22 protein-coding genes and 1 riboswitch are annotated in these 23,942 nt (G+C 58.0%); of the genes, 5 read left to right on the forward strand and 17 right to left on the reverse strand.

Annotated features, from left to right (window positions below; all coding sequences use genetic code 11):
• Positions 1-16 precede the first annotated feature (16 nt).
• Positions 17-601 (reverse strand): TetR/AcrR family transcriptional regulator, encoded by a 585-nt coding sequence (locus tag R8871_RS05660; protein ID WP_175049427.1) that lies wholly within the window; start codon positions 599-601, stop codon positions 17-19.
• Positions 602-818: 217 nt separating this feature from the next.
• Here R8871_RS05660 and R8871_RS05665 point away from each other — a divergent pair, with 217 nt between their 5' ends.
• The gene (locus tag R8871_RS05665) at positions 819-1,595 is read left to right on the forward strand and encodes an SDR family NAD(P)-dependent oxidoreductase (RefSeq protein WP_175049428.1); all 777 of its coding nucleotides are present in this window, start codon (positions 819-821) and stop codon (positions 1,593-1,595) included.
• A 136-nt stretch (positions 1,596-1,731) separates the two neighbouring features.
• Here R8871_RS05665 and R8871_RS05670 read toward each other — a convergent pair whose 3' ends face one another.
• From R8871_RS05670 to R8871_RS05720, 11 genes are all read right to left on the reverse strand, one after another.
• Positions 1,732-2,793 carry a maleylacetate reductase gene (locus R8871_RS05670; protein ID WP_175049429.1) on the reverse strand — a complete coding sequence of 354 codons (1,062 nt, stop codon included), beginning with the start codon at positions 2,791-2,793 and terminating at the stop codon, positions 1,732-1,734.
• Between the two features lie 38 nt (positions 2,794-2,831).
• On the reverse strand, positions 2,832-3,128 hold the full coding sequence (locus R8871_RS05675) for a Dabb family protein (RefSeq protein WP_175049430.1): 297 nt from the start codon (positions 3,126-3,128) through the stop codon (positions 2,832-2,834).
• Positions 3,129-3,268: 140 nt separating this feature from the next.
• A complete protein-coding gene (mmsB, locus tag R8871_RS05680) occupies positions 3,269-4,477 on the reverse strand; it encodes a multiple monosaccharide ABC transporter permease (protein WP_217468886.1) in 1,209 nt (402 codons plus the stop codon).
• Positions 4,470-6,008, reverse strand: coding sequence for a multiple monosaccharide ABC transporter ATP-binding protein (mmsA, locus tag R8871_RS05685; protein ID WP_175049432.1), 1,539 nt, complete (start codon positions 6,006-6,008; stop codon positions 4,470-4,472). Before mmsA ends, mmsB begins: the two co-directional genes overlap by 8 nt.
• Before the next feature lie 91 nt (positions 6,009-6,099).
• Positions 6,100-7,170, reverse strand: coding sequence for a multiple monosaccharide ABC transporter substrate-binding protein (gene chvE, locus R8871_RS05690; RefSeq protein ID WP_175049433.1), 1,071 nt, complete (start codon positions 7,168-7,170; stop codon positions 6,100-6,102).
• A gap of 96 nt (positions 7,171-7,266) precedes the next feature.
• Positions 7,267-8,355 carry a Gfo/Idh/MocA family protein gene (locus R8871_RS05695; RefSeq protein ID WP_175049434.1) on the reverse strand — a complete coding sequence of 363 codons (1,089 nt, stop codon included), beginning with the start codon at positions 8,353-8,355 and terminating at the stop codon, positions 7,267-7,269.
• A gap of 24 nt (positions 8,356-8,379) precedes the next feature.
• On the reverse strand, positions 8,380-9,372 hold the full coding sequence (gene iolG / locus R8871_RS05700; RefSeq protein ID WP_175049435.1) for an inositol 2-dehydrogenase: 993 nt from the start codon (positions 9,370-9,372) through the stop codon (positions 8,380-8,382).
• A gap of 41 nt (positions 9,373-9,413) precedes the next feature.
• Complete coding sequence (locus R8871_RS05705) at positions 9,414-10,340, reverse strand: sugar phosphate isomerase/epimerase family protein (RefSeq protein WP_246287408.1); 927 nt, start codon at positions 10,338-10,340, stop codon at positions 9,414-9,416.
• A gap of 19 nt (positions 10,341-10,359) precedes the next feature.
• A complete protein-coding gene (locus R8871_RS05710) occupies positions 10,360-11,280 on the reverse strand; it encodes an intradiol ring-cleavage dioxygenase (RefSeq protein ID WP_175049436.1) in 921 nt (306 codons plus the stop codon).
• A 131-nt stretch (positions 11,281-11,411) separates the two neighbouring features.
• Positions 11,412-12,326, reverse strand: a complete 915-nt coding sequence (locus R8871_RS05715) for a LysR family transcriptional regulator (RefSeq protein WP_175049437.1) — start codon at positions 12,324-12,326, stop codon at positions 11,412-11,414.
• Positions 12,327-12,463: 137 nt separating this feature from the next.
• Complete coding sequence (locus R8871_RS05720) at positions 12,464-13,678, reverse strand: phytanoyl-CoA dioxygenase family protein (RefSeq protein WP_175049438.1); 1,215 nt, start codon at positions 13,676-13,678, stop codon at positions 12,464-12,466.
• 93 nt (positions 13,679-13,771) lie between these two features.
• On the opposite strand from R8871_RS05720, the gene R8871_RS05725 reads away from it, so the two are divergent.
• Complete coding sequence (locus tag R8871_RS05725; RefSeq protein WP_175049439.1) at positions 13,772-14,815, forward strand: LacI family DNA-binding transcriptional regulator; 1,044 nt, start codon at positions 13,772-13,774, stop codon at positions 14,813-14,815.
• A 75-nt stretch (positions 14,816-14,890) separates the two neighbouring features.
• On the opposite strand, the gene R8871_RS05730 is transcribed toward R8871_RS05725, so the two are convergent.
• The gene (locus R8871_RS05730) at positions 14,891-16,075 is read right to left on the reverse strand and encodes a porin (protein WP_175049440.1); all 1,185 of its coding nucleotides are present in this window, start codon (positions 16,073-16,075) and stop codon (positions 14,891-14,893) included.
• 499 nt (positions 16,076-16,574) lie between these two features.
• Here R8871_RS05730 and R8871_RS05735 point away from each other — a divergent pair, with 499 nt between their 5' ends.
• Together R8871_RS05735 and R8871_RS05740 are read left to right on the forward strand one after the other, a co-directional pair.
• Entirely contained in the window at positions 16,575-16,901 is a 327-nt protein-coding gene (locus tag R8871_RS05735; RefSeq protein WP_407673121.1) for a hypothetical protein, read from the forward strand.
• A 276-nt stretch (positions 16,902-17,177) separates the two neighbouring features.
• Positions 17,178-17,891: an ABC transporter substrate-binding protein gene (locus R8871_RS05740; protein ID WP_246287486.1), complete on the forward strand. Its 714-nt coding sequence runs from the start codon at positions 17,178-17,180 to the stop codon at positions 17,889-17,891.
• A gap of 42 nt (positions 17,892-17,933) precedes the next feature.
• On the opposite strand, the gene R8871_RS05745 is transcribed toward R8871_RS05740, so the two are convergent.
• Both R8871_RS05745 and R8871_RS05750 read right to left on the reverse strand, forming a co-directional pair.
• The gene (locus R8871_RS05745; protein WP_175049442.1) at positions 17,934-18,308 is read right to left on the reverse strand and encodes a tautomerase family protein; all 375 of its coding nucleotides are present in this window, start codon (positions 18,306-18,308) and stop codon (positions 17,934-17,936) included.
• A 100-nt stretch (positions 18,309-18,408) separates the two neighbouring features.
• Positions 18,409-19,209: an acetoacetate decarboxylase family protein gene (locus tag R8871_RS05750; protein WP_175049443.1), complete on the reverse strand. Its 801-nt coding sequence runs from the start codon at positions 19,207-19,209 to the stop codon at positions 18,409-18,411.
• 300 nt (positions 19,210-19,509) lie between these two features.
• On the opposite strand from R8871_RS05750, the gene R8871_RS05755 reads away from it, so the two are divergent.
• The gene (locus tag R8871_RS05755) at positions 19,510-20,268 is read left to right on the forward strand and encodes a hypothetical protein (protein WP_175049444.1); all 759 of its coding nucleotides are present in this window, start codon (positions 19,510-19,512) and stop codon (positions 20,266-20,268) included.
• A gap of 42 nt (positions 20,269-20,310) precedes the next feature.
• On the opposite strand, the gene R8871_RS05760 is transcribed toward R8871_RS05755, so the two are convergent.
• Complete coding sequence (locus R8871_RS05760) at positions 20,311-22,770, reverse strand: putative bifunctional diguanylate cyclase/phosphodiesterase (RefSeq protein WP_175049445.1); 2,460 nt, start codon at positions 22,768-22,770, stop codon at positions 20,311-20,313.
• 279 nt (positions 22,771-23,049) lie between these two features.
• Entirely contained in the window at positions 23,050-23,640 is a 591-nt protein-coding gene (locus R8871_RS05765) for a TMEM165/GDT1 family protein (RefSeq protein WP_154566686.1), read from the reverse strand.
• 9 nt (positions 23,641-23,649) lie between these two features.
• A riboswitch (yybP-ykoY riboswitch) is annotated at positions 23,650-23,837 on the reverse strand.
• Between the last annotated feature and the right edge of the window lie 105 nt (positions 23,838-23,942).

Consider the following 23,942-nt stretch of genomic DNA (forward strand, 5'->3'; position numbering starts at 1 on the left):
GCAACGTTAATACCACTCAGCCGACCGGCGACGAGTCGCGACTCATGACCAGTGCGAGCGACTCGGAGAGAATCGATTTCGCCAGTTTGTCGTCGTCAACGCCGCGCGCAAGCGTAATGGCGCCCACGATAGTCGCAACGATACCCAGGCCGGCGTCTTTGCTATCACTGGATATGGCTTGCGCTATTCGTGACGCCAGTTTGCGCACGTAATCCGTGAGCTGTTCCCTGACATCCGGATTTGCATGCCGCGCTTCGCCGGCAAGCGCACACAGCGCACATCCATTACCGGGATTCTTCACGTGACGCTCATTGAGGAAAGCTTCGGCAATAGCCTGTAGAGGCGTTTCCCCGCGCTTTGCCGCACCGCTTGCAATGGAAGCCATGCGCTTCTCGCTCTGACTCACCGCGTGTTCGAGCGCCTCCAGGATCAACGCATCACGCGACGAAAAATGGCCGTAAAACGCGCCGTGCGTCAGCCCCGCGCTGCGCATGCACTCGGCGACGCCGAGCGCCTCAATGCCGTTTTCGCGGATCTGTCGTGACGCATTCTCCAGAACCCGCTGCCTGCTCTCAGCCTTTTGTGCCTGCGAATAACCCATTTTTCCGCCTCATCGCGCTTGACAAACTGCATGATGAGCATAATACTGAATTTCTGCATGATGATCAACATACAGAATGAGATGTTGATGACGCTCGTGCCAGCTTGGATGCAGCGGCTGTCCTGCGCTGCTTAACAGAGATTTTTGTGAGGTTTTTGCGCCGTCAGCACGTGCAGATTTGGACGTGATCTCGCGGCGCAATGCATAGGAGAAGGAAATGCGTTTTACTGGAAAGACAGCGCTCGTCACTGGCGGAAACAGCGGCATTGGCTTTACTACAGCGAAGCTTCTGATCGCCGAAGGCGCCCGTGTTGCCATCACCGGCCGCGATCGCGCCAAACTGGATCAGGCGGTGTCCGAGCTCGGAGAAAACGCGCTTGGCATTCAGGCCGATCTCGATGATGAAAGCGCGATTGAGTCGACGTTCAAGCAGATCCAGGCTGCCTTCGGGTCACTCGACATCGTGTTCGCCAACGCCGGCATCTCCGGTCCGACGCCGCTAGGCGGCACGACCGCGGCGGCATTCGAGGCGATTCTTCGTACCAATCTCACCGGTGTTTTTCTCACGGTTCAATCGGCCCTGCCGTTGATGAGCGCCGGAGGCTCGATCGTATTGAACGGTTCCGTGATGCGCGAGCTGGGCTCGCCCGGGTCGGCTGCTTATTCCGCAACGAAGGCGGGCGTCACCGGCATGGCGAAGGTGTTTGCGTCCGAACTCGTGCAGCGTGGCATTCGCGTCAACACCGTGATTCCCGGCGGCACGCGCACACCGATCTGGACGCGCGGCGCACGGGCCGGCGCAACGATCGACGGCACCGAAGAAGCGTTTGCACCGCGCATTCCGATGGCTCGGCTCGCCGCTCCTGAAGAAGTTGCCAAGGCCGTACTGTTCCTCGCGTCCGACGATGCTTCGGGAATCACGGCGGCGGAAATCGTCGTCGACGGTGGCACGATCGGTGCGCCGTGGGGCGCGCCGATGTTCCGCAAGGGATGAAGGCACTCGAGTGTCCGGTAGCAGTTCGATCAGCTTAGGACAGCGGCACGCGGTCCTAAGCTGCTGGATAGTTTGCTACCGCCAGATCGCAAGCCCGCGCCCGCGGACCTCCTTTGGGCGCCCCTTTCCAAAAAGGCTACACGGACGGACGAGCGCCCTCCCAGGCACGCTGTAGCAGCGCTCTAAGCGGCGCCTCCTCAATCGGTCGCGGATTCCAGTATGGATTCGACAATGCCACTTTGCACGCGTGATCGAGGTCGGCTTCGCCCAACCCAATCTCACGAAGCCCTCGCGGAACGCCAAGTTCTTCGTTGAGTTGGTAAACGCCGTCTGGTGCCGAATCTACGTTCAACGCCCTGGCGATTCGGCCCATCGCATCATCCGCAACGGTACTGTTATAGGCGAGTGAATGAGGCAGAACGATTGCGTGAGTCTCAGCATGGGGGAGGTTAAATGTTCCACCCAGGGTATGACACAGCTTGTGATGAAGAGCCATGCCAACATTGCCGAGCACCATTGCGCACAGCCACGCACCGTAGAGACACTCGCTGCGCGCCGCTTTGTCCTTGCTGTTTTTCTTCACGCCACGCAGGCCGTTGGCGAGTGAGCGAATGCCTTCCTCCGCCATCAGCGACATGACGGGATTTCCGTCCTTTGCGTACAGCCCCTCGGCAGCATGAGCGATAGCGTTGAGGCCGCTGACAATCGAAAGACGAACCGGGAGCCCGATGGTCAGCTCCGGGTCGTACAGGACTGTCTTGGGGATGACCTTGGCATCGCGACCCGTCTTCTTCAGGCCGTTTTCAGTTATCCCATAGATGGGAGTCATCTCCGAACCGGCATACGTCGTCGGTATCGCGATGATCGGCAACGACGATTCGAGCGCAATCGCCTTGCCTAGCCCAATTGTCGAACCGCCGCCAATGGCCACCGCACAGTCCGCGTCGACCGACTTCGCGTGTTCGCGCGCGCGGCGAGCGCTCTCGATGGGAACGTGCATCCGGGCACCATCGAAGACGCCTGCGCTGGCAGGTCCAAGAAGAGACGAAACCACTTCAGCCTGAGCCTTTTGCTCGGGCGAACAAAGAACCAGCGCCCGGCGGGCACCCAATGTTTCCACTTCCTGTTGAATCAGCTTCATGCTGCCGGCACCGAATACGACTCTTGACGCCTGCGTGGTATAGGTGAACTCATACATGAGATTGACTCCCTGTGTCGTCAAACGGTACAGCTCGCTTAGATGTAGTCAACCTGGTGGCGAGCGATACGAATGTCACCCACGATCTGCTTCACTCGCAGATGCTCAGGGTGCGACGCATACGCGTCGAGCGACTCCTGGCTTTCGAACTCTGTGTACAGAACGACGTCGCAGGCGTAATCCACGGCGCTTACATCCAGCCCGACCTCGAGCCTGGTAAGTCCGGGAATCTTTCCCCTCAGACTCTCGAACGCAGTCTTTACGAGCACAGCGGATTCCTTCTTTTGCTCGGGAGTCTCACCGCGAACGTTCCACATCACGATATGCTTGACCATATTCGATTCCGTTAGTGTTACTCATTACCAGGCCAAATGTTCGAGATGCAATCTCATGACTCAAGTATGCATGTCAGTTGGGCCCCGCCGCGCACCTGACCCCTCTGACTTCTAGATCCAGTCTGCCGCAAAAGCAGTAGTTACGCTTTGTTCTTGTTGTACACGTCGACGAACACAGCCGCGAGCAAAACGATGCCTTTGATAACCTGCTGATAATCCACGCCGATGCCCATAATGGACATGCCGTTGTTCATCACACCCATGATGAAGGCGCCCACAACCGCCCCGACGACCTTCCCGACACCACCAGAGGCGGAAGCACCGCCGATGAAACACGCTGCAATGACGTCGAGCTCGAATCCCGTCCCAGCCTTCGGCGTTCCACTATTCAGGCGTGCGGCGAAAATCAGACCTGCCAGCGCTGCAAGAACACCCATGTTCACAAAGGTCAGGAAGCTCACTGCCGGAACGCTGACACCCGACAATCTCGCTGCCTTTGCATTGCCGCCAACCGCGTAGATACGTCGACCGATCGTGGTGCGATTCATGATGAACGTGTACACACCAATCAGCACAGCCATGATGACGAGCACGGTGGGCAGGCCACGATAGGATGCAAGCAGGTAGCAGAAGAACACTATCAGTGCCGTAAGAACGAGATTCTTCGCCACAAACATCGAGAACGAACCACTCTCAACGCCGTGTTTCGCCGCGCCGGCACGATGCCGAAGCTCAATCGCGAAGAAAAGCGCGCCGACAAATGCGCCGAGGACAATCGATGTGATGTGAAGCGCCTGTCCGTGAAAAAGGTCAGGGATGAAACCCGAACTCACGGCGCCGAATGCATCAGGGAACGGTCCGATGGACTGGCCTTGCAAAACGAGGTTTGTCATGCCGCGGAAAACCAGCATGCCGGCCAGCGTCACGATGAACGAAGGCATCCGCCAGAACGCAATCCAGTATCCTTGCACCGCGCCGATCAGCGCACCGGCCGCGATACAGATGATGGTTGCCCAGATGTAGTTGACCTCAAACTGCACCATCAATACAGCCGCCAAGGCGCCCACTAAACCGGCCGTTGAACCGACGGACAGGTCGATGTGGCCTGAAACGATCACCATGAGCATACCTAGCGCCATGATGACGATGTAGCTATTCTGAAGCACCAGGTTGGTCAGATTGAGCGGTTGCATCAGTACCCCGCTCGTCGAGATCTGGAAGAAGACCATGATGATGACGAGCGAAATGAGCAGTCCGTATTCGCTGCCAATACGCTTCACCACACCAAGAACTTCGCTTTTCTTAACCTCGGCGCCGTCGGCGACCACTGGAGAGAGTGCCTTACGCATTTTCGATGCCTCCATTTCGCATAATCGCCCGCATAATCTTTTCCTGCGAGACTTCTTCTGCGGTGAATTCGCCGACAAACCGGCCTTCGTTCATGACGTACACGCGGTCGCACATGCCAAGCAGTTCGGGCATTTCCGAGGAAATCATGACCACACACTTACCCGCTGCGACCACCTGATTGATGATGTTGTAAATCTCGTACTTCGCTCCCACGTCGATGCCTCGCGTGGGTTCGTCGAGAATCAGTACCTCTGGTTCAGAGAACAGCCATTTACTCAGCACCACCTTCTGCTGATTTCCACCCGACAGGTTGCCGACCACATGGGTGACGCCTTGAGCGCGGATTCGGAGTTTCTTTAGAAAATCGGTCGCAACCTTTATCTCCTCGTGTTCGTCGACAACGCCAAATCTCGAGACCCCGATCAGATTCGCCAGCGTGATGTTCCGTTTGATGTTGTCGTCCAGAAGCAGACCGTTGCCTTTCCGGTCTTCTGTCACGTAGGCGATGCCCGCCTTGATGGCCTTCTGTACCGATGAAACGTCCACCTGCTTTCCGTGCATCCGCACCTGGCCCGTGATGTCCTGACCATAGGTGCCACCGAAGACGCTCATGGCGAACTCGGTGCGCCCAGAACCCATCAGTCCTGCGATACCAACGATTTCGCCCTTGCGAGCTTCCAGATTGACGCCTTTGATGACTGCACGGTCCCTCTGCGTGGGATGCTGGACACGCCAGTCCTTGACTTCAAAAATGACGTCGCCGATGTTCGGCGTACGCGGCGGATACCGGTCAGACATCTCGCGACCGACCATCGCCTTGATGATGCGGTCTTCGCTCACGCTCTCGGCATTGCAATCGAGGGCGTCGACCGTCGAGCCATCACGGATAACGGTGATTCCATCCGCGACGCGCGAAATCTCATTCAGCTTGTGCGAAATGATGATTGACGTCACGCCCCGCGACTTGAGCTCAAGCAGAAGACTAAGCAGTGTGTCGCTGTCTTTTTCATTCAGGCTCGCAGTAGGTTCGTCGAGAATCAGCAGACGAACCTCTTTCGACAATGCCTTGGCAATTTCAATGAGTTGCTGCTTGCCAATCCCGAGCGTGCCGACCGGTGAATCTGGCGAATCTGAGAGGCCGACCTTCGCCAGCAACGCCTTTGCCTTCGCACGCGACACCTGCCAATCGATGACGCCGCGCTTCGACTGCTCGTTACCCAGATAGATGTTCTCGGTAATCGAGAGCATCGGTACGAGGGCTAGCTCCTGGTGGATGATGATGATTCCAACCGCCTCGCTATCGGAGATATCGGCGAATGCCCGCTCCTGACCGTCGTAAAGAACGTCGCCAGAATAGGAGCCGTGGGGATAGACGCCACTGAGGATCTTCATCAGGGTCGATTTTCCTGCGCCGTTTTCTCCGCAAATGGCGTGAATCTCGCCCTGACGAACCCTCAGATTGACGTTATTCAGGGCTTTGACAGCGCCAAAGCTTTTCTGAATTCCGCGCATCTCCAGAATGGTATCCATGGTCAAATTCCTCTGATTGGTCGCGCTCGCGAGCATGTCTGCGTGAAGCGAGGCCTCGGTGAGTACCCCGCCACGCGGACGTTCAGATGCCTTACTTGATTTGGGCCTGCGTGTAGTAACCGCTGGTCACCAGTTCCGACTGGTAGTTAGCCTTGTCGACAAGGATCGGCTTCACGAGGTAGGTCGGAACAATCTTCGTTCCGTTGTTGTAGCTCTTCGTATCGTTGACAGGCACCTGCTTGCCGCTCAGCGCGTTGTCCACCATTTCAGCGGTCACGCCGGCAAGCTTGCGAGTGTCCTTGAACACGGTCGAAGTCTGGTCGCCCCGGACAATGTTCTTGACGTTCTGGATGTCTGCGTCCTGACCCGTGACAACAGGCATGGTTTGCCGGGCCGAACCATATCCGATGCCCTTAAGCGATGAGATAACGCCAACTGCAATCGCGTCATTGGGTGTCCATACCGCGTCGAGGTGGTCCTTACCGTAGAAAGCGCTCAGCAGGTTGTCCATCCGGGCCTGAGCGGTCGCGCCATCCCAGTTGCGCGTCGCGACTTTATCGAAGACAACCTGTTTGCTTCTAACCACGAACTTGCCGCTGTCAATGTACGGTTTGAGAACGGACATGCCACCCGCGTAGACCATATGGGCGTTGTTATCGTCCGAAGACCCTCCGAACACTTCGATGTTGAACGGAGTCTTGCTGCCGGCCTTCTGCCACGCACTGACGATGCTCTGTCCTTGAAGAACGCCAACGCCATAGTTGTCGAAGGTTGCGTAATAGTCGACATCCTTGGTCTGGCTAATCAGGCGGTCGTATGAGATGACCTTAATGCCTTTCTTCTGCGCGAGCGCCAGAGCGTCAGAAAAGGTCTTGCCGTCGATCGGTGCGATGACCAGTGCTTTGACACCCTTCGCAAGCATGTTCTCGACCTGGTTCACCTGCGTCGGAACGTCGTAGTTTGCGTACTGCAGGTCGGCCGAGTAGCCTTTCGCCTTCAGTGCATCGACCATGCTTTTACCGTCGGTAATCCAGCGGGATTCGGTTTTATCGGGCAGCGAAATGCCAATGACACCCTTATCCTGGGCGAAAGCAGCGCCGGACATTGCTGAGAACGCTGCCGAAACAGTCAGGATGACCGCGACACTCTTCAGAATTTTCATGACTTCGTCTCCTATTTAGGAATGCGTATTTGTGTTGCCGGTTTATGAAGTACGGAATCCTCGACCGACGCCCAAAGGCGTCAGCCATTCAAACGCTTAACCGATAAAGACCTCTGCCCCCGCTTCTTTAGACGAAGCGAACATGGCCTCGATGACACGGCTAATGTTGTACGCCTGCGTAGCCGGTACCACCGACTGCGTGCCGTTGCGTAACGCGTCGAAGAACGCGTTCGACTCCCGGTCGAAATACACCGGGTTGCCAATTTCCGCGATATCGGGCGAATACTCCGTCTTTTTTGTTGCCCAGATTTCCGGGAAGCTGGTCTCTTGCCACTCGGTCCAGCCCTCTGGATGGTCGCCCTTGCCCGCGTCATAAATCTTGTAGCTCGCGGGTAGCGAACGGGAAGACATGATGCCTTCCGTTCCGTAAGCGGTGATGTCCCAGCTCTCGGTCCAGGGCAGGACGTCCCACGACATGAAGTCGACTGTGACAATCTTGTCGTCGTAGTTCAACACCGCACCGGCAGCATCTTCGCGAGACTCGTCGCCGTGGAAGTTCGGGAACTTGGTGATACGCGCGTTGACGGAGCGGGGCAATCCGAAGTGCAGAAGAATGCGGTCCACCAGGTGACATCCAATAACGAATACCGCGCCGCCAATATCACCTGGCTGCGTCATGTGTGGCGTTCCGGCTTCATCGTGTGAGCAGCCGCCGTGGGCGCGCACCTGGACAACTTTGCCAAGACGTCCGCTCTTGAGCGCCGCCTGCATGGCGTCGACCGATGGTGCGAAGCGCCAGCAATAGCCGACTTGCACGAGTCCACCTGTTCGCTCCACAGCCTCGACAATGCGCTTGGCGTCAACGGAACTGCGGCCGGCGGGCTTTTCGCACAGCACAGCCTTGCCCGCCTCGAGCGCTTCAATGGTCAGATCGGCCATCTTCTCGCTCTTGGAGTGGACGAGCACGACATGAACATTCTCGTCCGCCAGGATATCTTCCTTCGAGCGCGCCTCAAGACCGAGCGCGTCGACGAACGGTGTGAGTAGCGGGCTTTTGTCCCACGCACCGAGCATCCTTGCGTCGGTGCGACGCTGGATTGCCTTGACCCGCCCCGACGTATGGGGGTGAGTGATGCCAAGACATGCTACGCCGAGCGTTTCGTTGGGACCGATCTTTCGCGTCATGACTTATTTCCTCCAGATTTCCCGTTACACCTTGACGGCCTTGCCCGACAAAGCCGACTCGAGCGCGCAGTCCGCCAGACGCAGCGCCTTCAGCCCATCCTGAACGGAGGTCGGCAAAGGCGAATTGGCGTTCAGTGCGTCGACGAAAGCCTCGAGTTCGGCCTTGTATGCAGCCTCGTAGCGCTCCAGGAAGAAGTTGAGCAGGGGCTCGCGAACGTCAGTCGCTTCCTTGGACCAGCGTCGAATCGTCGAAGGACGCAGGTTTTCTTGCAGGAGCATTCCCTTCGAACCCGACACTTCCATGCGCTGGTCGTAGCCGTACACCGCTTCGCGACAGCAGTTGATGTGGCATTGCTTGCCCGAAGCTGTTCGCAACTGGACCATCACCGTATCGAAGTCAGTCAGCTTCTCAAGCGACTCGTCGACGAGACGGCTGGCCATGGCCATTACCTCGACCGGCTCTTCGCCGAGCAGCCAGCGCGCCATGTCCAGGTCGTGAATAACCATGTCGCGGAAGATGCCGCCAGAGTGCTCGACATAGTCACGCGGAGGCATGCCCGGGTCACGGCTCGAAATGATGACCTGCCGCACTTCGCCGACGTCGCCTGCGTCGATCGCTTTGCGGAAGGCTTGCGATGTCGGGTCGAAACGTCGATTGAACGCGAGCATGACGCGACCACCCAGTCGCTCGACTTCGTTTGCCGCGGCTAGCGACTTCTCCATGTCGAGGTCGATAGGCTTCTCGCACAGAACAGCCTTGCCGCGCTTGACGGCTTCGAGCATGAACGTGATGTGCGTATCCGTCGGCGTACCGATGACCACTGCATCGATGTCGTTGCGCTCGAGGACTGCTGCTGCGTCCGTCGAGGCTTCGCAGCCCAGACGGCTAGCCAGAGAATTAGCCGCACTTTCTACGGGGTCTGCAACCACGACCAGTTTTGCGTTCGGGCTCGCGGCGACGTTGCTGGCGTGAATGCGACCAATGCGGCCGGCACCGAGTACAGCGATTCGAATCATGGGACTCTCCAGAAATACATTGTCGGTTAAGGTCGAAAGCTTCAGGCAGAAGTCGCGGTTTTTGCCGAGAACTGTGCGATGGTGGTGTCGTAAGCGCGCTTTGCCATCTCGTCGAGCGGAAATTTCCGGTGCACCTCAGAGATGAGCTCCACGCCGTAGTACGGCAGCGCGCAACCTGCTTGATCAAGGGCATCGACGAAGGCGGGACAGTCACCTGCACCCTCGCCACAAAGCTGGCGGTTAAAGGTCGAGTCATCGAACAACGAGCCCTTAACCTGTGCGCCGACGTCATCCATTTCTACGCCCTTGATGAAGCACGCGGGGATCTGGGCGACTTCGCTATAGGGGCTGCCACCGCGTGCTACGTGCCAGTGGTCAACCATCAGGCCACCATTGGATTGGTTTGCGCCTTGAGCAACCTGTAGCGCTTCTGCGATGTTTCGAATGGGAGAGAAAGGCATGAACTCGATTGCAACCGTGGCGCCAACCGCCGCCACGTCCTGGCAAAGCTTCCCGAATTCGTCAGTCATGCGGGGAAAGTCGGCCGGATTCTTGTCGAAGGGGCTCGCACCGATTTTCAGATTGCGCATGCCCAGTTCGCCGCCCAGTTCGATGAAACGGCGACGGTAATCGTCCGACTTGGCACGCTCCTCTCCGTCGAAGTACCAGTCCATGAGAATCTCAAGCTCGAAGTACTTCATGCCCGTGTCGTCCAGAATCTTCTTGACGCCGGACACCCCGTATTTCCCAATGCTGTACTCGAGGTCATCGAGAATGAGGCCGATACCGCTCCAGCCGGCACGCGAAGCTGCTTCGCAGCGATCGCGCAGCGGGAACGGGCTGATTTCGTTCGGTGCACACGGATAGACGTCGCCGGCGAGTGTCCAGTACGCCGCCAGCAGTTCTTTCTTTGCGATCATATGTAGTACTCCTGTATCTCTCAATGTCATCGGTTCTTTCGGCGGCACACTCCCGCGCACCAAACGATTACGGGATTGCCCGCGTGGGCTTCGCAGACGTCGCGAGGGTGACGTCCCAGGAAACAGACCAGAACGGTGATAAGACTCCGACGCGCTCACCCGCTTCCGGGTCGTCAATCTTGTTGAATTCAGCGATGAGTTCACGCTTGACGCCGAAGACCGCGTCCTCGGGGAGATACGGACAGTCGGGCGTAAAAATGTGAGTGATGACCGGGTCAAAGCCAGGCGCGGTTACGATGAAGTGCAGATGAGCAGCTCGGTTCGGATGTCGGCCTATTGCGGCGAGGAGCTTGCCGACCGGACCGTCCGAAGGAATTGGATAGTGACGCGGCTTGACAGATTTGAACCAGTAGCGGCCTTCAGCATCCGACGTAAAGACGCCGCGAAGATTTGAGTCAGGCTGAATACCTTTTTGCTGCACGTCATAGAAGCCGTCGTCGTTGGTCTGCCAGACCTCGAGTTTCGCGTCAGGAATCGGGTTTCCCTCGATATCGGTTACCCGTCCTTCAACAACCATAGGCTCGCCCTTTCCGTCCAGGCAGATGTTCGCGCCGTTCGGATATTCAGGCGCGTTGGCGACGTAGAAGGGACCCAGAATCGTGTTCGGCGTAGCACCGCTCGGACGACGATGATTGATTGCATCAACGAGCATCGAGACGCCCAGGACGTCGGAGAGCAGGATGTACTCTTGCCGCCAGTCCGTACACATTTGCCCCGTCTCGGTCAGGAAACGAATGGCAGTGAACCACTCTTCATGCGTCGGCTCAACTTCCTTGACCGCCGCATGAAGGTGCTTGACCAGAACCGACATCACCTGACTCAGGCGAGCGTCGGCATTTTCACTCATACGGGCATTAACGACTTCGGCCGAGCGAGCCTCATCGAAATAAGGCGATGCGAACGGAACTGCAGAGGTTGCGCTTGGCATTGCGTGTCTCCATCAATCTCTTCTGTAGCTTTGAGACGAGTCTATATTCGTCGTGGCTGGCAAAACAGAGCTAGAAAGGGAAAGTCTTTCGCGCTGGGTGGGAAGAAACGCCAAATGCGATGAGCGCAAGCTCACGCCGTCCAATGACGCTCGTATTCGTTCTGGTGGAACCGCTCCACAAGCGCCTCAATGAACAGTCGCACCTTTACAGGTAGGTGTGATCGAGTCTGAAACGCGATGTTCATGGTCAGCCGGGGAAGGTCCCAGTCGTCGAGCACAGGGACAAGACGGCCTGACTTGAGGTCGTCGTAGATGATGTATTTGGGCTGCACCAGAATGCCCATGCTGTCTAGCGCAGCGATGCGCAATATCTGGCCGTCATTCGACTCCACTAACGGCTTCACTTTGACGACGACGTTCTCGCCACCACGTGTGAAGGAAAGCTCGCGTGGATTGTCGGCGAGTTGATAGTTCAGCAGTCTGTGCTTCGCGAGTTCCGCCGGGAAGCGAGGGCGCCCGTTCGCCTCGATGTAGCCGGGCGATGCGGCCAATATGCGACGTGTCGAAGCCAATCTTCTAATGGTTATGTTGCTATCTGGCTCAAGGACTTTCGTACGAATCGCGACGTCGATGCCGTTCTCGATGATGTCGCAGTAACGGTTTGCTGCTACCACGTCCACTGTTATGTCGGGGTAGCGCGCGGTGAAGTCAGGAAGCATTGGCGCGATGTGAAGCATGCAGAACGATAGCGAGGCGGTGACGCGAAGGACACCGCTTGGGCGCACAACTGCTTCCTTGGTTACAGCCTCTGCTTCGCCAAGATCGGCGAGGATGGATTTGCACCGTCGGTGAAACTCGGCGCCCGCCTCAGTCAGGTAAAGGTTCCGAGTCGTTCTACGCACCAGTTGGACGCCAAGTCTCGCCTCCAACGAAATCAAATACCGACTTGCGGCTGAGATGGACAGCTCGACAGCCTCCGCTGCGCGGCTGATGCTGCCCGTCTCGGCCACCTCGACAAATAGTTGTAGTTCCTTGAACTGATCCATGCCCTTGCACCGTTACGCCTCGTTCGCCCGCACCCCTGGCCGGATGCGGGAGCACACGCGACTTCGCAGAGTAATGTCGTGTGTCGCGTCGGCACCATGATAGTGCCGCGGCTCTATCTTTTAGCCAAAAAAATACATCAATAATCTATCAATTCAGCAGGTTCACCATTCCCATGGCGCCAGGCATGCTTTGCAAGGGTCCGCACAAATTCGGCTGGCTCCCAGTCCTCCCGAAGTGCCCGGAGCATCATCTGGGCTTGACTCTCCGGCGCGAGTCCCCCGACGGGCGGATCCCTGTCAAGGTTTGTCGGGAACGCATAACCTTCGGCGCACGACGCAATCACCGACAACACCTCGAGCTCGGTTATCGTGCCGGTCTTAAACCTGTCCCGAAGGACTGGATAGAGCGTCTCGGACATGCGTGTTCGATCCACCGCTTCCATCGCGCGACCATAAGCTGACGAGATTTGAAGCAGGTTTGCCATGCGCTGTACGTGGCTCGTTCGATTCGACCCCGCTGCGTGAAATAGCGCCGGATTGAAGAAGATGGCATCGCCCTTGGCAAGCGGCACCTGAACGAAGTTGTTCTCGAAATACTCCCGGAAATCGGGTCTACGCCAGGCCACATAGCCTTGAGCGTATCGCTGCGAGTAAGGCAGGAGTTTGGTCGGACCGCTCTCAACCGGCATGTCGCTGTGCGCAACGGCACCTTGCAGCGTGAGAAAAGGCGACATTCCATGCACGTGCGCAGGAAAAGACGCCGCCACCTGAGCCGTCTGGAAGCCCAGATGGTAGTCGCGATGGGCTTGCTGCGCCTCTCCGCCAGGCCTGACGACATTGACCTGGGACGTGACCTGAAAGCACGGGCCAAGCCATGCCTCGGCGGCCGCCGGCAGCCAGGGGTTCGAAAAGTATCTGGCGAAGACCTCAGGTGCCGCAACGCAGAGTTTTTCCTGCGCGTTCCAGATGCGGTCGTTCGCCCCTGCTTTCGCGAAATGGTCACCCTTCGAACCCGATTTCTTTTCGGCTTCAATAATCGATTCGAAGATGGCCGTTGCCTCATCCACGCACTCTGTATCGGCAAAAGCGTGCTTGAGCACAAAGACGCCCGCTCCATCCCGCAGGACCCCGGCCCACTCCGACATTAGCTCAAGCCTTTCTGTTTCAGACGAGCGCACTTCTTCCAGGTCGCGGCATTCGTATACAGGAATCGCTTGAACCAACTTTGCCGCGTAGCGCAGCCCACGCTCCCCTCTCGCATTGAGCGCCGTCACGAAATCACTCAAGCTGCAGTCGCTTTCGCGATACCAGTTAGTTTGCTCAGCGAGAGAGTCTTCGCGTCGGTCGTCCATACGTGCCTCCTATTCTCGATGTAGGATAGCTCGCAAAGCACAAATCAAGTCATCAGAAACACATCAAAAAACTATCAGCGAAGGAGAGTCGGATTGGCTCACCGCTTCTTGATCAAGGAAATTGCTCTTCAGGCAGGGCTTGGAGTGGCGACCGTTGACAGAGTGCTGAACGGACGCGCAAACGTCCGGGAGCACACTCGCAATCGGGTTGAGCAGGCAATCAAGGAACTTGAGAAACAGGAGCTAAACCTGGCGAACACGGGGCGCAAGCTCATGGTCGACGTGGTAGTGGAAGCGCCGGCGCGGTTCAGCGACGAGATAAAGAATGCGCTCGAAGCGGAACTTGCCTTGATGCACCCAGCGGTAGTTCGTCCACGTTTCCTGTTGCGGGAGACGATGACGACACCTGAAGTCGTGGATACCCTTCGGTCTATCGCCCGAAGAGGCAGCCATGGTGTTTTCCTGAAAGCCCGCGACGTTCCCGAGATTGCCGAAGCGGTTCGCGAGCTCCAGCATCACGGCATTCCTGTTGTCACCGTCTTCACCGACATACCGCTGTCGGGCCGTATTGCCTACTCCGGACTCGACAATCGCGTCGCCGGGGCCACGGCGGCTTACCTTCTGGGCCTATTACTAGGGCCCCAGCCGGCTAACGTGTTGATAACGATGAGCGACGAGCATTTTCGAGGCGAAGAAGAACGCGAAATAAGCTTTCGTCGAGCACTGCGCAAGCATCACCCCCAACTCAGACTGATTGACGCAAGCGGCGGACATGGTCTTGATCTGCCAACTGAAGAGCGAGTCCGAAGCGTTCTCAACGATGGTACTGACATCGCTGCCGTGTACTCCATGGGAGGCGGTAACGTCGCGATTCTTCGCGCGCTGGAAGCGCAACAGCAGGCTCCGGTCTGCTTCATCGGTCACGACCTGGACAAGGATAATGTCCAGCTTCTACGCGCTGGAAGGATTCAGGCAATCTTGCATCATGACCTCCGACAGGACATGCGCTCCGCGTGTCATCACGTCATGCACTTTCATAAGATCTTGCCAGCATCATCTGTCGCTTCATCCTCTTCTGTCGTGGTCGTGACGCCAGAAAACATTCCGGACCACATCGCCAGTCGTTTCCGCGATTGATCCAGCCGCTCATGAGCGCAGACGCAGCGCCCGATAGGTCCGGGAGATAATCATCACCCGGACCTATCGACAGCATCAGAATGTCGTCGCCAACCCCGCAATAACGCCAAACTGGCTTTTGCCATAGTTGGGGTTGGTGCTCGAGGTGCTTCCGTTGACCGGGTCGTTGTTGATATTCGCGCCATACAGACCGCTGTCGAGGCCGATGTTAGACGACGAACTGTTTCTAACGTATGCCAGTTCCGTGTACAGGAGCGTTCGCTTGGACAGCGAGTAGTTCGCACCCAACGTGTAGAGGGTTGCGTTCCCGTTCCCATTATTTGCGTTCGCGTGATAGACGGCGCCGGTGATCGCAAGCGCGGGGGTCGTCTGCCAGATCGCGCCAATCCACTCATGGTTGACGGCTGTCGGGAGGCTTGTTCCTGCCGGCAACGCTGAAGGGGTCGCAGTGCCGAAATAGCCCGCATTCGATGCGTTTGGAGCACTCAGATGCTGGTAGCCAACGTAGCCAGTCACGGGACCGAATGCGTACGTCAAGCCCGTGAGAATCGAGCGGGAGGCAAGGTACACGTTGCTGAACTGGCCGCTTCCGTCACGAACCTCATCATAAGTCGCCTGCCAGAAAAGGCCCTTGTTCGCGTAAGAGAGTTTGATACCATCCGAGCGGCCCTGCGAACTTCCGAGTCCGCTAGAAGTACCGAGTTGACCAGGCGCGCTTCCTGGATTTCCGGCGTTCCACGTCGACGAATTCGTCAAATCATACTGACCTTGCAGGGTGAAGCCGCCAATCGTCGGCGACAGGTACTCCGCACCGTTCCCTGCCTGTGAAAAGATGCGGCCGCGTACCAGCGTTCCAATCGCATACTTCTTTGTTTGCTGTGGGTCGACGTCGCCTGAATATTGACTTATTTCAGCCGAGCCCATGTTGCCGAGCTTGATTTGACCCCAGGTGTCATTCTGCAGGCCTACGGTCGCCTGTCCCTCGAAGAAACTTCCGTTCGCGAAAGCCCCGGTCATGGTATTCAGTCGGGACTCGAGCGTGAAAATCGCGCGGGTGCCGCCGCCGAGGTCCTCGCTGCCTTTGAGACCAAATCTCGATTGCGCCCAACCTCCGCTTTGCGCACCGAATACATGCCCCTTCGGTTGATTCGTCTCGTATGCGATACCGTTGTCCACGATGCCGTATAGCGTGACGCTGCTCTGAGCCATTGCAGTTGCCGTCGCAGACAATACGAACACGCCAAACAGAAACTTCTTCATTGCTATCTCCGTTAATATAGTTGTACTACGTACTTTCCCTGCTATCGAAAATGCTCACACCTTTCCCAGCGCCCATCTATCTTTGATCAAGTGCGATACGACTGAAGGACGTGGAGTCTCAGAGACGCTCGCGGGAAAGAAAATGAGAAGAAAAACAAGCACTGGAGTGAGGCTTATGCGGAGGGCAATAATTTCCGTGAGGCATGTCTCCTGAACTGCGCTTGTATTTTTGCCCGAGTTTATATTCCCCATTCGCTCGAACAAAGAGCAGAAAGGGGAATCTCTTTCGTGAAATCAGGGAAAATCCGCGTTAACGCAAGTGCGCAAGAGCCTTTCAGCGTTATGCCTCACCACCTCCTCACGGTTAACCCCTGTATCCCTGTGGGCGTCTCATCGATTACGGTTCGAGCGTTCCCCACGCGAAGAGACACGCTCTTCTCAGGAACCAACCCAAATGGTCCGTGAGCAGTCTCACGCCGTCTAACGCCCCCATACGGAGATACGTATGAAGTTCAAGCAACTGTCTGTTTTTGTTGTTTCAGCAGGTATGGCTTTGAGTCTGCTCTCACTTCCGGTGTTGCAAGCTCATGCAGCGACAACCGATGCCGGCGCCTCCGATAGTGCTATGTCGAAGCAAGAGATGAAGGCGCAAAAGAAGGCCGACCGCAAGGCGCGCCGCGCGAAGAAAAATGCCGAGCTCAGCAAGCTGGAAAAGAACGGGTACAGTCCGGCGGGGAATCAAACGAACTATCCGCAGAATCTGCAGAATGCCGAGCAGAAGGCGAATGGCCAAAAACCTACCAATGCACCTGCGGTCGCACCTTGACGCTTTACGCATACTGAATCGCACGCGTGGTCAAGCTGATGATGGCTCGAGTCGCGCGGGCGATCAAACAGGATCGTGGGTTCGACAATTGCCAGGCTACTATCGCTCTTGCGCGCTAACCAAGGGCAACCCAACATGAACAAGCCTTCAATCGAAAAACGCCGTAGCGGCGTGTTCAAAACATTGGCAGCATTAATGGCGTCGAGTGCGGTCCTATCCGTGCCCGTTCCCACGCCCGCTGTCGCGCAAACGAAAGATGCGAGCGCATCGATAGCAATGGTGTTCGCGCCGAGCGGCACGCTGCGCGCGTCGATCAATCTCGGCAATCCGATCCTCGCCAGTCTTGATCCGGCAACGGGCAAACCAGTCGGCGTGTCCGTCGATCTCGCCACCGAATTCGCCAAACGACTCGGTGTGCCGCTGCAACTGGTCGTGGTCAAGTCGGCGGGTGAATCGGTTGAAAACGTGAATCAGGACAAGGCGGACATCGGTTTCTTCGCCGTCGATCCGAAGCGCGGACAGGAAATCGCCTTCACCAAACCGTATGTGCTGATAGAAGGCTTTTATCTCGTGCGCGACGCTTCGCCGATCACCACCAACGAGGCTGTCGATCAACCTGGCGTGACGGTCGCGGTCGGCAAAGGCAGCGCCTACGATCTGTTTCTGACGCGCGAACTGCATCACGCGACAATCGTCCGGATTCCAACCTCACCGGCAGTTGTGCAGGGTTTTCTGGATCAACATCTGGACGTGGCTGCAGGCGTCAAGCAACAACTCGAAAAAGACGCTGCGAAAGCGGGCGGATTGCGGTTGCTGGACCAGCGCTTCATGGTGATCCGTCAGGCGATGGGCGTGCCAAAGACCGGGGGCGATGAAGCGGCCGCGTATCTGTCGAAGTTCGTTGAAGATATGAAAGCGTCGGGCTTTGTCGCGGCGTCGCTGGCGCGGCATCACATCGCGGGGGCGGAAGTCGCAAACAACGACGAGTAGCACATCACGTGGATGTCCCTTCGAGGTGCGCTACTTCCCACCCTATTCGTTCGCGACGTCCGGCATGACCTGTCCCATCTCCATCGCCTGACTGGCCGGTACGTCCTGAATGCCGATGACAATCTGGTCATCGGGCGCTCCGGTCGCGGTCTGAAACAGTTTCCAAAGACGCTGTATCAACTCCCGCTTATATTCAGGCGGCCGCCCGGCTCGCATCAGAAGCGTGAGCGCGGCAGTTGCCGCCGGTTCTCCGGCAGTGAAACCGCTACCCGGCGCATAGTCCTGAAACACGACATGCACCCAATTTTTCGGCACGCCCGCAAAATCGGAATGCAGGTTAGTCAGTTCCATCGCGAGCTTGGCCTTGGCGTCACTGCTAAGTGCGCCGTGCTGAGTGGTCAAGGTGTAGAGCGGCATGAGAGCGACTCCTAGGCTGAAGTTTCACGGGCGCTCGCGTCGCATTGAAGGCGCCCCTCGTAAACCTGCCCTCTGCTAACGCATAGGGGCGCCCAAACGATCATTCGACGTAGTTCTTCAGAATGCGCAGGTCGGTCACCGAGTACGCCATACCGAGCCGATAACCCCGGCCGACGCGCACCGGCGCAATCAGGTTCATATCCTCACCCGCGACTTCGGGAATCTTCAGTTCCGCCGACCCGGCCCAGACGTCCACGATCGCGAGATTGTCCGTAAGCGACATGGTCAGTTCATCGACCGGCGGTTTTTCCTGAAGTCCCGCTGCGAGCTGGGGAAAGTAACGGCGCATCGTTGTTGGCCGGTTAAAAACGGTCGTCGGGTCAGCGACAGGTTCCTCGAGCTGGATACGGGCGGTCGCCAGTCGCTCTCCATGCGCGGACACACTGGCGCCGAAGCGGCTTCCTTTGGCAAGCGGCGCAGCTGCCAGGCTGGGCGCCGAGAAACTGCGAGTCTGGTAGACGCTGGCGAGTTTCTTAGGAAAGCCCTGCGCCCACCCGCGGGCGATGGCGGCATCGTTATCGACGAAGATGTACGGGCAGTAGTTGACCGGAACGCCGTCGAAGACCGCCTCAACCAGAACGAAGGCCTCGCGGTATTGGTAGCGGGCCGGGTCCGTCAATTCATCATTGGAACCTGTGAACTGCCAATCCAGAAACCAGAAGAAGGCCCGGCCGCCGGATTTCTCGTCCACCGTGACGCCAGGCGGGAGGAGCGCCGCGATCGCTTTCTGGTCGGTCCAGTATTCGATGGCGAGACAATCGCTCGAGTAGTGCCACGGCGGCAGCGTCGCCAGTGCGGACTTTCCTTGCGGAGTGACAGGGACCGAAAACGCTTTGGGCATTTCGCTTCTCCTTGATCGGCGCGACGGCACGTCGCTGTACGTGGAATCCATGCGTTGCCTACGGACGCCGCGTATCAGTCGAGGCAGACCGTTCGAGGACACAACGCGCGGCCAGAAGGCGACCGTCCATAGCGCTCAATCCGGCGCGCCGCGCGTGAAGTAATAGTGCCGTGTCCCGTCTGCTGCCGCTTTCGAAATCGCACGACGGGGCCGCCATATCCCATCAGGAACTGCGCGCAAGGTGGAATAGACACCCCTCCAAAACCGTTTAGACGACATACGAACCACCGGCAGACTTCGATGAGCACTCGACAACAGCACGTCATCCGTTCTGTCAGCGCGGGGCTGCTAATTGCATCCGTTGCGTTGTTCGCTGGCTGCGGCGGCGGAGGCGGTGGTGGCAGTAGCGCAAGCAGCGTGTCGATGGTTTCGATCACCGGTACGGCGGCAACCGGCAAGGCGCTCGCGAACGCGACGATTAGCATCAATTGCGCGCGGGGCTCGATATCGGTCGCAGCAGATGCGAACGGAAACTACCACGCGGCATTCGGCGCAGTGATGCCGTGCCTGATCACTGCGACTTCGGGCGGGACGATGTTGCACTCCGCAGCGTTCGCCGGCGGCACGTACAACGTCACGCCTGAGACTGATCTGATGTTGTCGTATCTGGCGGCACAACTCGGTACGAATGAAAGCGGGTTGATCACCGGCTTCGCGACGAACACGCAATTTCAGCAGACGCTGCAGAATCAGACCGACGTTCTGAGTGCGCAGGCCGCTGTCGTCCAGAACCTGCAACAAAAGTACGGTATTACGCTTTCCACCGCCAATTTTCTGACCACCGCATTCACTGTCGGTCAGTCAGGCGAGGACAGCGATCTCGAAGCGCTCCTCGCTCTTGGCGCAATCGACACCAACGGCGAACCGGACGCAGCCGCCGTCTCACTCATAGCTACGATGGGTGCCGCACATCCGATCGCGACGTCGCCAGGTACCGGCACAAACGGGACCGGCGGAACCGGAGTAGGCGGCACGGGGAGCACGGGCGGCATGATGTGAGACGACACCACACATGCTCAACCGACCGCCCTCGCGTAAGAGTCAGGTCAGCTCCATGGTGAAATCCCCCGCAGAATGGCTGGGGCTGGAATCGGGTGAACTCGTGCGAAACAGCGCGGTGAACTCCTCCGCAGGCAGAGGCCGTGAAAAAAGATAACCCTGCCCGGTCTGGCAGAACCATTCGCGAAGGAGCCTTGCCTGCTCACTCGTTTCGATCCCCTCGGCCGTGACGGACAGTCCAAGCGATTGCGCCATGGAAATCACGGCGCGAACGATCGCATCGTCTTCGGCACTCGTGCCAATGCCCTGAACAAAGGATCGGTCTATTTTCAGCACGTCCAGCGGCAGCCTGCGAAGATAACTGAGCGATGAATAGCCCGTACCGAAGTCATCGATTGCGATGGTGACGCCAAAGTCTTTCAGCTTCTGGAGCGTCTCGATACTCCTTTCGGTATCCCGCATGATCAGGCCCTCCGTGACCTCCAGTTTCAGCGAGGCTGCGCCGATGTGCGCTTTGGACAGCGCCGTAGCCACGTCGGCAACGAGGTTGGGATCATCGAACTGCCGAGGCGAGAGATTGACGCTAATCTGCAGCGGCGGTTCTGCCGGGAACTCCCGTTGCCAGCGGGCGACTTGCAAACAAGCCTCTTCCAGTACGTATCGTCCGAGCGGAATGATCAGGCCGCTCTCTTCCGCAATCGTGATGAACTCGGACGGCGGCAACAGACCTCGCGTGGGATGCTGCCACCGCACGAGCGCTTCCATTTCCCGGAACCCCGCCTCCTGAAGCTGCATGATGGGCTGGAAATACACGCGCAGATCGCGATGTTCGAGCGCGTAACGCAGGTCCGTTTCAATCTCCAGCTTCTTGACTGCTTCAGCGTGCATGTTCTCTTCGAAAACCACATAACGGCCCTTTCCACCGTTCTTGGCCCGATACATGGCAACGTCGGCGTCTCGCAACAATGTGTCAGCATCGCCGCGGCCGCGGCCAGCGCGCGCGAATGCCAGGCCGACGCTCGCGCTGATGATGTACTGCTTGTTGTCGAGATCGAACGGCTGACTGAATTGCGCAAGAATGTTGTCCGCGACCAGGGTTCCTTCGTTCGTCGCTTCGCTCCCCAGGTGTTCCAGCAGGATGACGAACTCGTCGCCACCCAGTCGCGCGACGGTGTCGGTCGGACGAACACATCCTTCAAGACGCTTGGCCGCTGCGATCAGCAACCGGTCTCCCACGTGATGGCCGAGACTGTCGTTCACCCGCTTGAAATTATCCAGGTCGATGAAGACGACGCCAATCATCGCATTGCGTTGACGCGCGCGCGCCTCGGCCTGGCTAATACGATCAAGCAGCAGAGCGCGGTTCGGTAGCGAGGTGAGCGTGTCGTAGAACGCCCGTCGCGCGAGTTGCTCTTCGAAGCTCTTTCTTTCGGTGGTGTCGCTCGCGGTCGCCACGATCGCACCGACGGCCGGTTCGTCGAGCAGATTCGTCAAGGTAAGCTGAATATAGCGCCACGCGTCACCCTCGCCTCGAGTACGGATCTCGATGGACTTCGTGGATCCAGCGATCGACGACACGGTCTCCAACAGGCCCTGCAGCGTGGGGCGGTCGATGGGATGAATCGGATCGAGCAGACTGGTGCCGACGAGCTGGCCCATGTTCTTCAAGGGGTCCGGTCTTCGCGTCGGCGCTTCGTAAAGCACAGTCCCGTTGACGTCGGAAACGAGTATCGCATCCGACGTGTTGGCGACTAGCGCCTGCAACCTCTGTTCGCTCGAGCGCAGCGCGTCCTGAGCCGCTGCATCCACGTTCTTGCGAATACGCCGCAACATCTGAAGGAACAGCAGCGCGAGCCCCACGCCGATCGCGAGTACCACGGGGGTCGATATCAGAACGATCCGTTGTACGGCAACGAGCCGTTCGAGTTGCTTCGTCGCATCGTCGCGGTGCTGTGCCGCAACCGCGAGAACCGTTTGCTCGATGTCGTCGAAGAGCGGATCGGCCGAATTCTCGTCGATCTCATTGGCTCTCGCGATATCGTGATCGTCGACGGCCTTGAACATCGACTTGGCGAACGATCGATACTTCGCGTGCTTCTCCAGCAGGCCGTGCAGCATCGCGCTGCTGTCAGGCTCAAGTGCCATTGCCTTCTTCAGCGCTGCGTCGAGTGCTTCACCGGCCTCGCGGTGCTCGTGCAGCACCTCCGGGCGCGGATCCTGGAAGTACTTGCGCTCGGCCGATTCCTCCCACGCAACGCTATAGCGAGCTTCCTCGAAAGCGTTATTCGCCTCGTTGGCGGCTTGCGCGGCGAATCCGGCACTCAAGCTTTCATACGCACCCCAGAAGGCCAGGAGCGGCACGCTCAACAGAACGAGGACAAGACCGAATATTGCCGTGCGCCGCGCAGGGGGCACGTTCGTCGACGCCTGCTCAACCCGGTCTTCTATTGCGTTGCGTCGCCACAGGTATCGACGCCTTTGAGTGCCCTTCTGTCTGGTCACGATTGCTCCGATGTGGAACAGCACGTCGACGAGGTGACCTGTTCGGGCAGGTTGGGCGGAAGGACACTGAAAGTGTCCGTCTGCCCGTAGACGACGTGCTCATCCGGAAGTCGTGATCCGAAGCATCGCCTGGTTCGTTCGTTGACTTCGAACCGAGTAAATGACGGACGACTCCGATCCCGGTCCGCGTTGTGTCGGACCACCGCTTATTAACGGCACGCCGTGGTTTTTTCTAAAGGTTTCGCGGTCGCTGAATGCAGCACGCCCGCCGGTCTCGAACTAGAACAGCGGATGCGCTTGCGGATACAGCGCGGTCCTGAGGGCAAGGCCACCGAGCACCACGAAGATGATCGCGGCCAGAATGTGGACCGCCTTTGTCGGCAGGCGATCGGCGAATTTGTGTCCCAGGTAGATGACGGGCACATTTGCCAGCATCATGCCGAGCGTCGTGCCCGCAACCACGCCGAAGAACTCGTGAAAACGCGCCGCCAGAGCGATTGTGACGATTTGGGTTTTGTCGCCCATCTCAGCGAGAAAGAATGTGAGCGCGGTTGTGCCGAACACGCCCATCGAATTTTTCGTCAACACCGCATCGGCGTCGTCCAGCTTGTCCGGAACGAGAATCCACACCGCCATTACGGCGAATGACGCAACAACCGCCCAGTTCAGAATGCCAGGACTCAGAACGCTCGCAAGCCACGCGCCGAGTGCGCCGGATGCACCATGATTGATGAGCGTGGCGACAAAAACACCAAGGATGATGGGAATGGGCTTGCGATACCGCGCTGCCAGAACCAGGGACAGAAGTTGAGTCTTGTCGCCGATTTCAGCAAGGCCGACCACACTGGTCGAAATGAGGAAGGATTGCATGGGGTTGTTGTATCCGGGCCGCGCAGAAAAAACGCGATGACGCGCATTCCGGCGACCCGGTTAGGTCGGAATGCGAGTCATCGGTCTTGCCAGGCATTTAGCTGCGCACGCCATAGCGGGTCTCTCGACTCGCCAAGTATGTTGACGTGCGCCCTCGAACATGGCGTTCGAGGCGGCTACTCCCCAATGAGCAGGCGCGATTTTATCGCGCCATGCGTTGCAGAAGCAAGTCACCACAATAACGCTTTCCGCAATCGAGCATCGCTGCGCACGCCTATTATTACGAATTCCTTTCGGCCATG

The sequence above is a fragment of the Paraburkholderia sediminicola genome (assembly GCF_902859805.1).
Lineage (GTDB): Bacteria > Pseudomonadota > Gammaproteobacteria > Burkholderiales > Burkholderiaceae > Paraburkholderia > Paraburkholderia sediminicola.

Bases quoted from the DNA above. Each gene is read 5' to 3' on its own strand.
- R8871_RS05745 (WP_175049442.1), bottom strand. From the start codon at position 18,308: ATGCCGCTCTACACCTTGACCACTCAGCACGGCGCACTTAGCAGTGAC.
- R8871_RS05715 (WP_175049437.1), bottom strand. From the start codon at position 12,326: ATGGATCAGTTCAAGGAACTACAACTATTTGTCGAGGTGGCCGAGACG.
- R8871_RS05720 (WP_175049438.1), bottom strand. From the start codon at position 13,678: ATGGACGACCGACGCGAAGACTCTCTCGCTGAGCAAACTAACTGGTAT.
- R8871_RS05695 (WP_175049434.1), bottom strand. From the start codon at position 8,355: ATGACGCGAAAGATCGGTCCCAACGAAACGCTCGGCGTAGCATGTCTT.
- R8871_RS05675 (WP_175049430.1), bottom strand. From the start codon at position 3,128: ATGGTCAAGCATATCGTGATGTGGAACGTTCGCGGTGAGACTCCCGAG.
- iolG (WP_175049435.1), bottom strand. From the start codon at position 9,372: ATGATTCGAATCGCTGTACTCGGTGCCGGCCGCATTGGTCGCATTCAC.
- R8871_RS05730 (WP_175049440.1), bottom strand. From the start codon at position 16,075: ATGAAGAAGTTTCTGTTTGGCGTGTTCGTATTGTCTGCGACGGCAACT.
- R8871_RS05670 (WP_175049429.1), bottom strand. From the start codon at position 2,793: ATGTATGAGTTCACCTATACCACGCAGGCGTCAAGAGTCGTATTCGGT.
- mmsA (WP_175049432.1), bottom strand. From the start codon at position 6,008: ATGGATACCATTCTGGAGATGCGCGGAATTCAGAAAAGCTTTGGCGCT.
- R8871_RS05755 (WP_175049444.1), top strand. From the start codon at position 19,510: ATGAGCACTCGACAACAGCACGTCATCCGTTCTGTCAGCGCGGGGCTG.
- R8871_RS05740 (WP_246287486.1), top strand. From the start codon at position 17,178: ATGGTGTTCGCGCCGAGCGGCACGCTGCGCGCGTCGATCAATCTCGGC.
- mmsB (WP_217468886.1), bottom strand. From the start codon at position 4,477: ATGCGTAAGGCACTCTCTCCAGTGGTCGCCGACGGCGCCGAGGTTAAG.
- chvE (WP_175049433.1), bottom strand. From the start codon at position 7,170: ATGAAAATTCTGAAGAGTGTCGCGGTCATCCTGACTGTTTCGGCAGCG.
- R8871_RS05710 (WP_175049436.1), bottom strand. From the start codon at position 11,280: ATGCCAAGCGCAACCTCTGCAGTTCCGTTCGCATCGCCTTATTTCGAT.
- R8871_RS05750 (WP_175049443.1), bottom strand. From the start codon at position 19,209: ATGCCCAAAGCGTTTTCGGTCCCTGTCACTCCGCAAGGAAAGTCCGCA.
- R8871_RS05765 (WP_154566686.1), bottom strand. From the start codon at position 23,640: ATGCAATCCTTCCTCATTTCGACCAGTGTGGTCGGCCTTGCTGAAATC.
- R8871_RS05660 (WP_175049427.1), bottom strand. From the start codon at position 601: ATGGGTTATTCGCAGGCACAAAAGGCTGAGAGCAGGCAGCGGGTTCTG.
- R8871_RS05665 (WP_175049428.1), top strand. From the start codon at position 819: ATGCGTTTTACTGGAAAGACAGCGCTCGTCACTGGCGGAAACAGCGGC.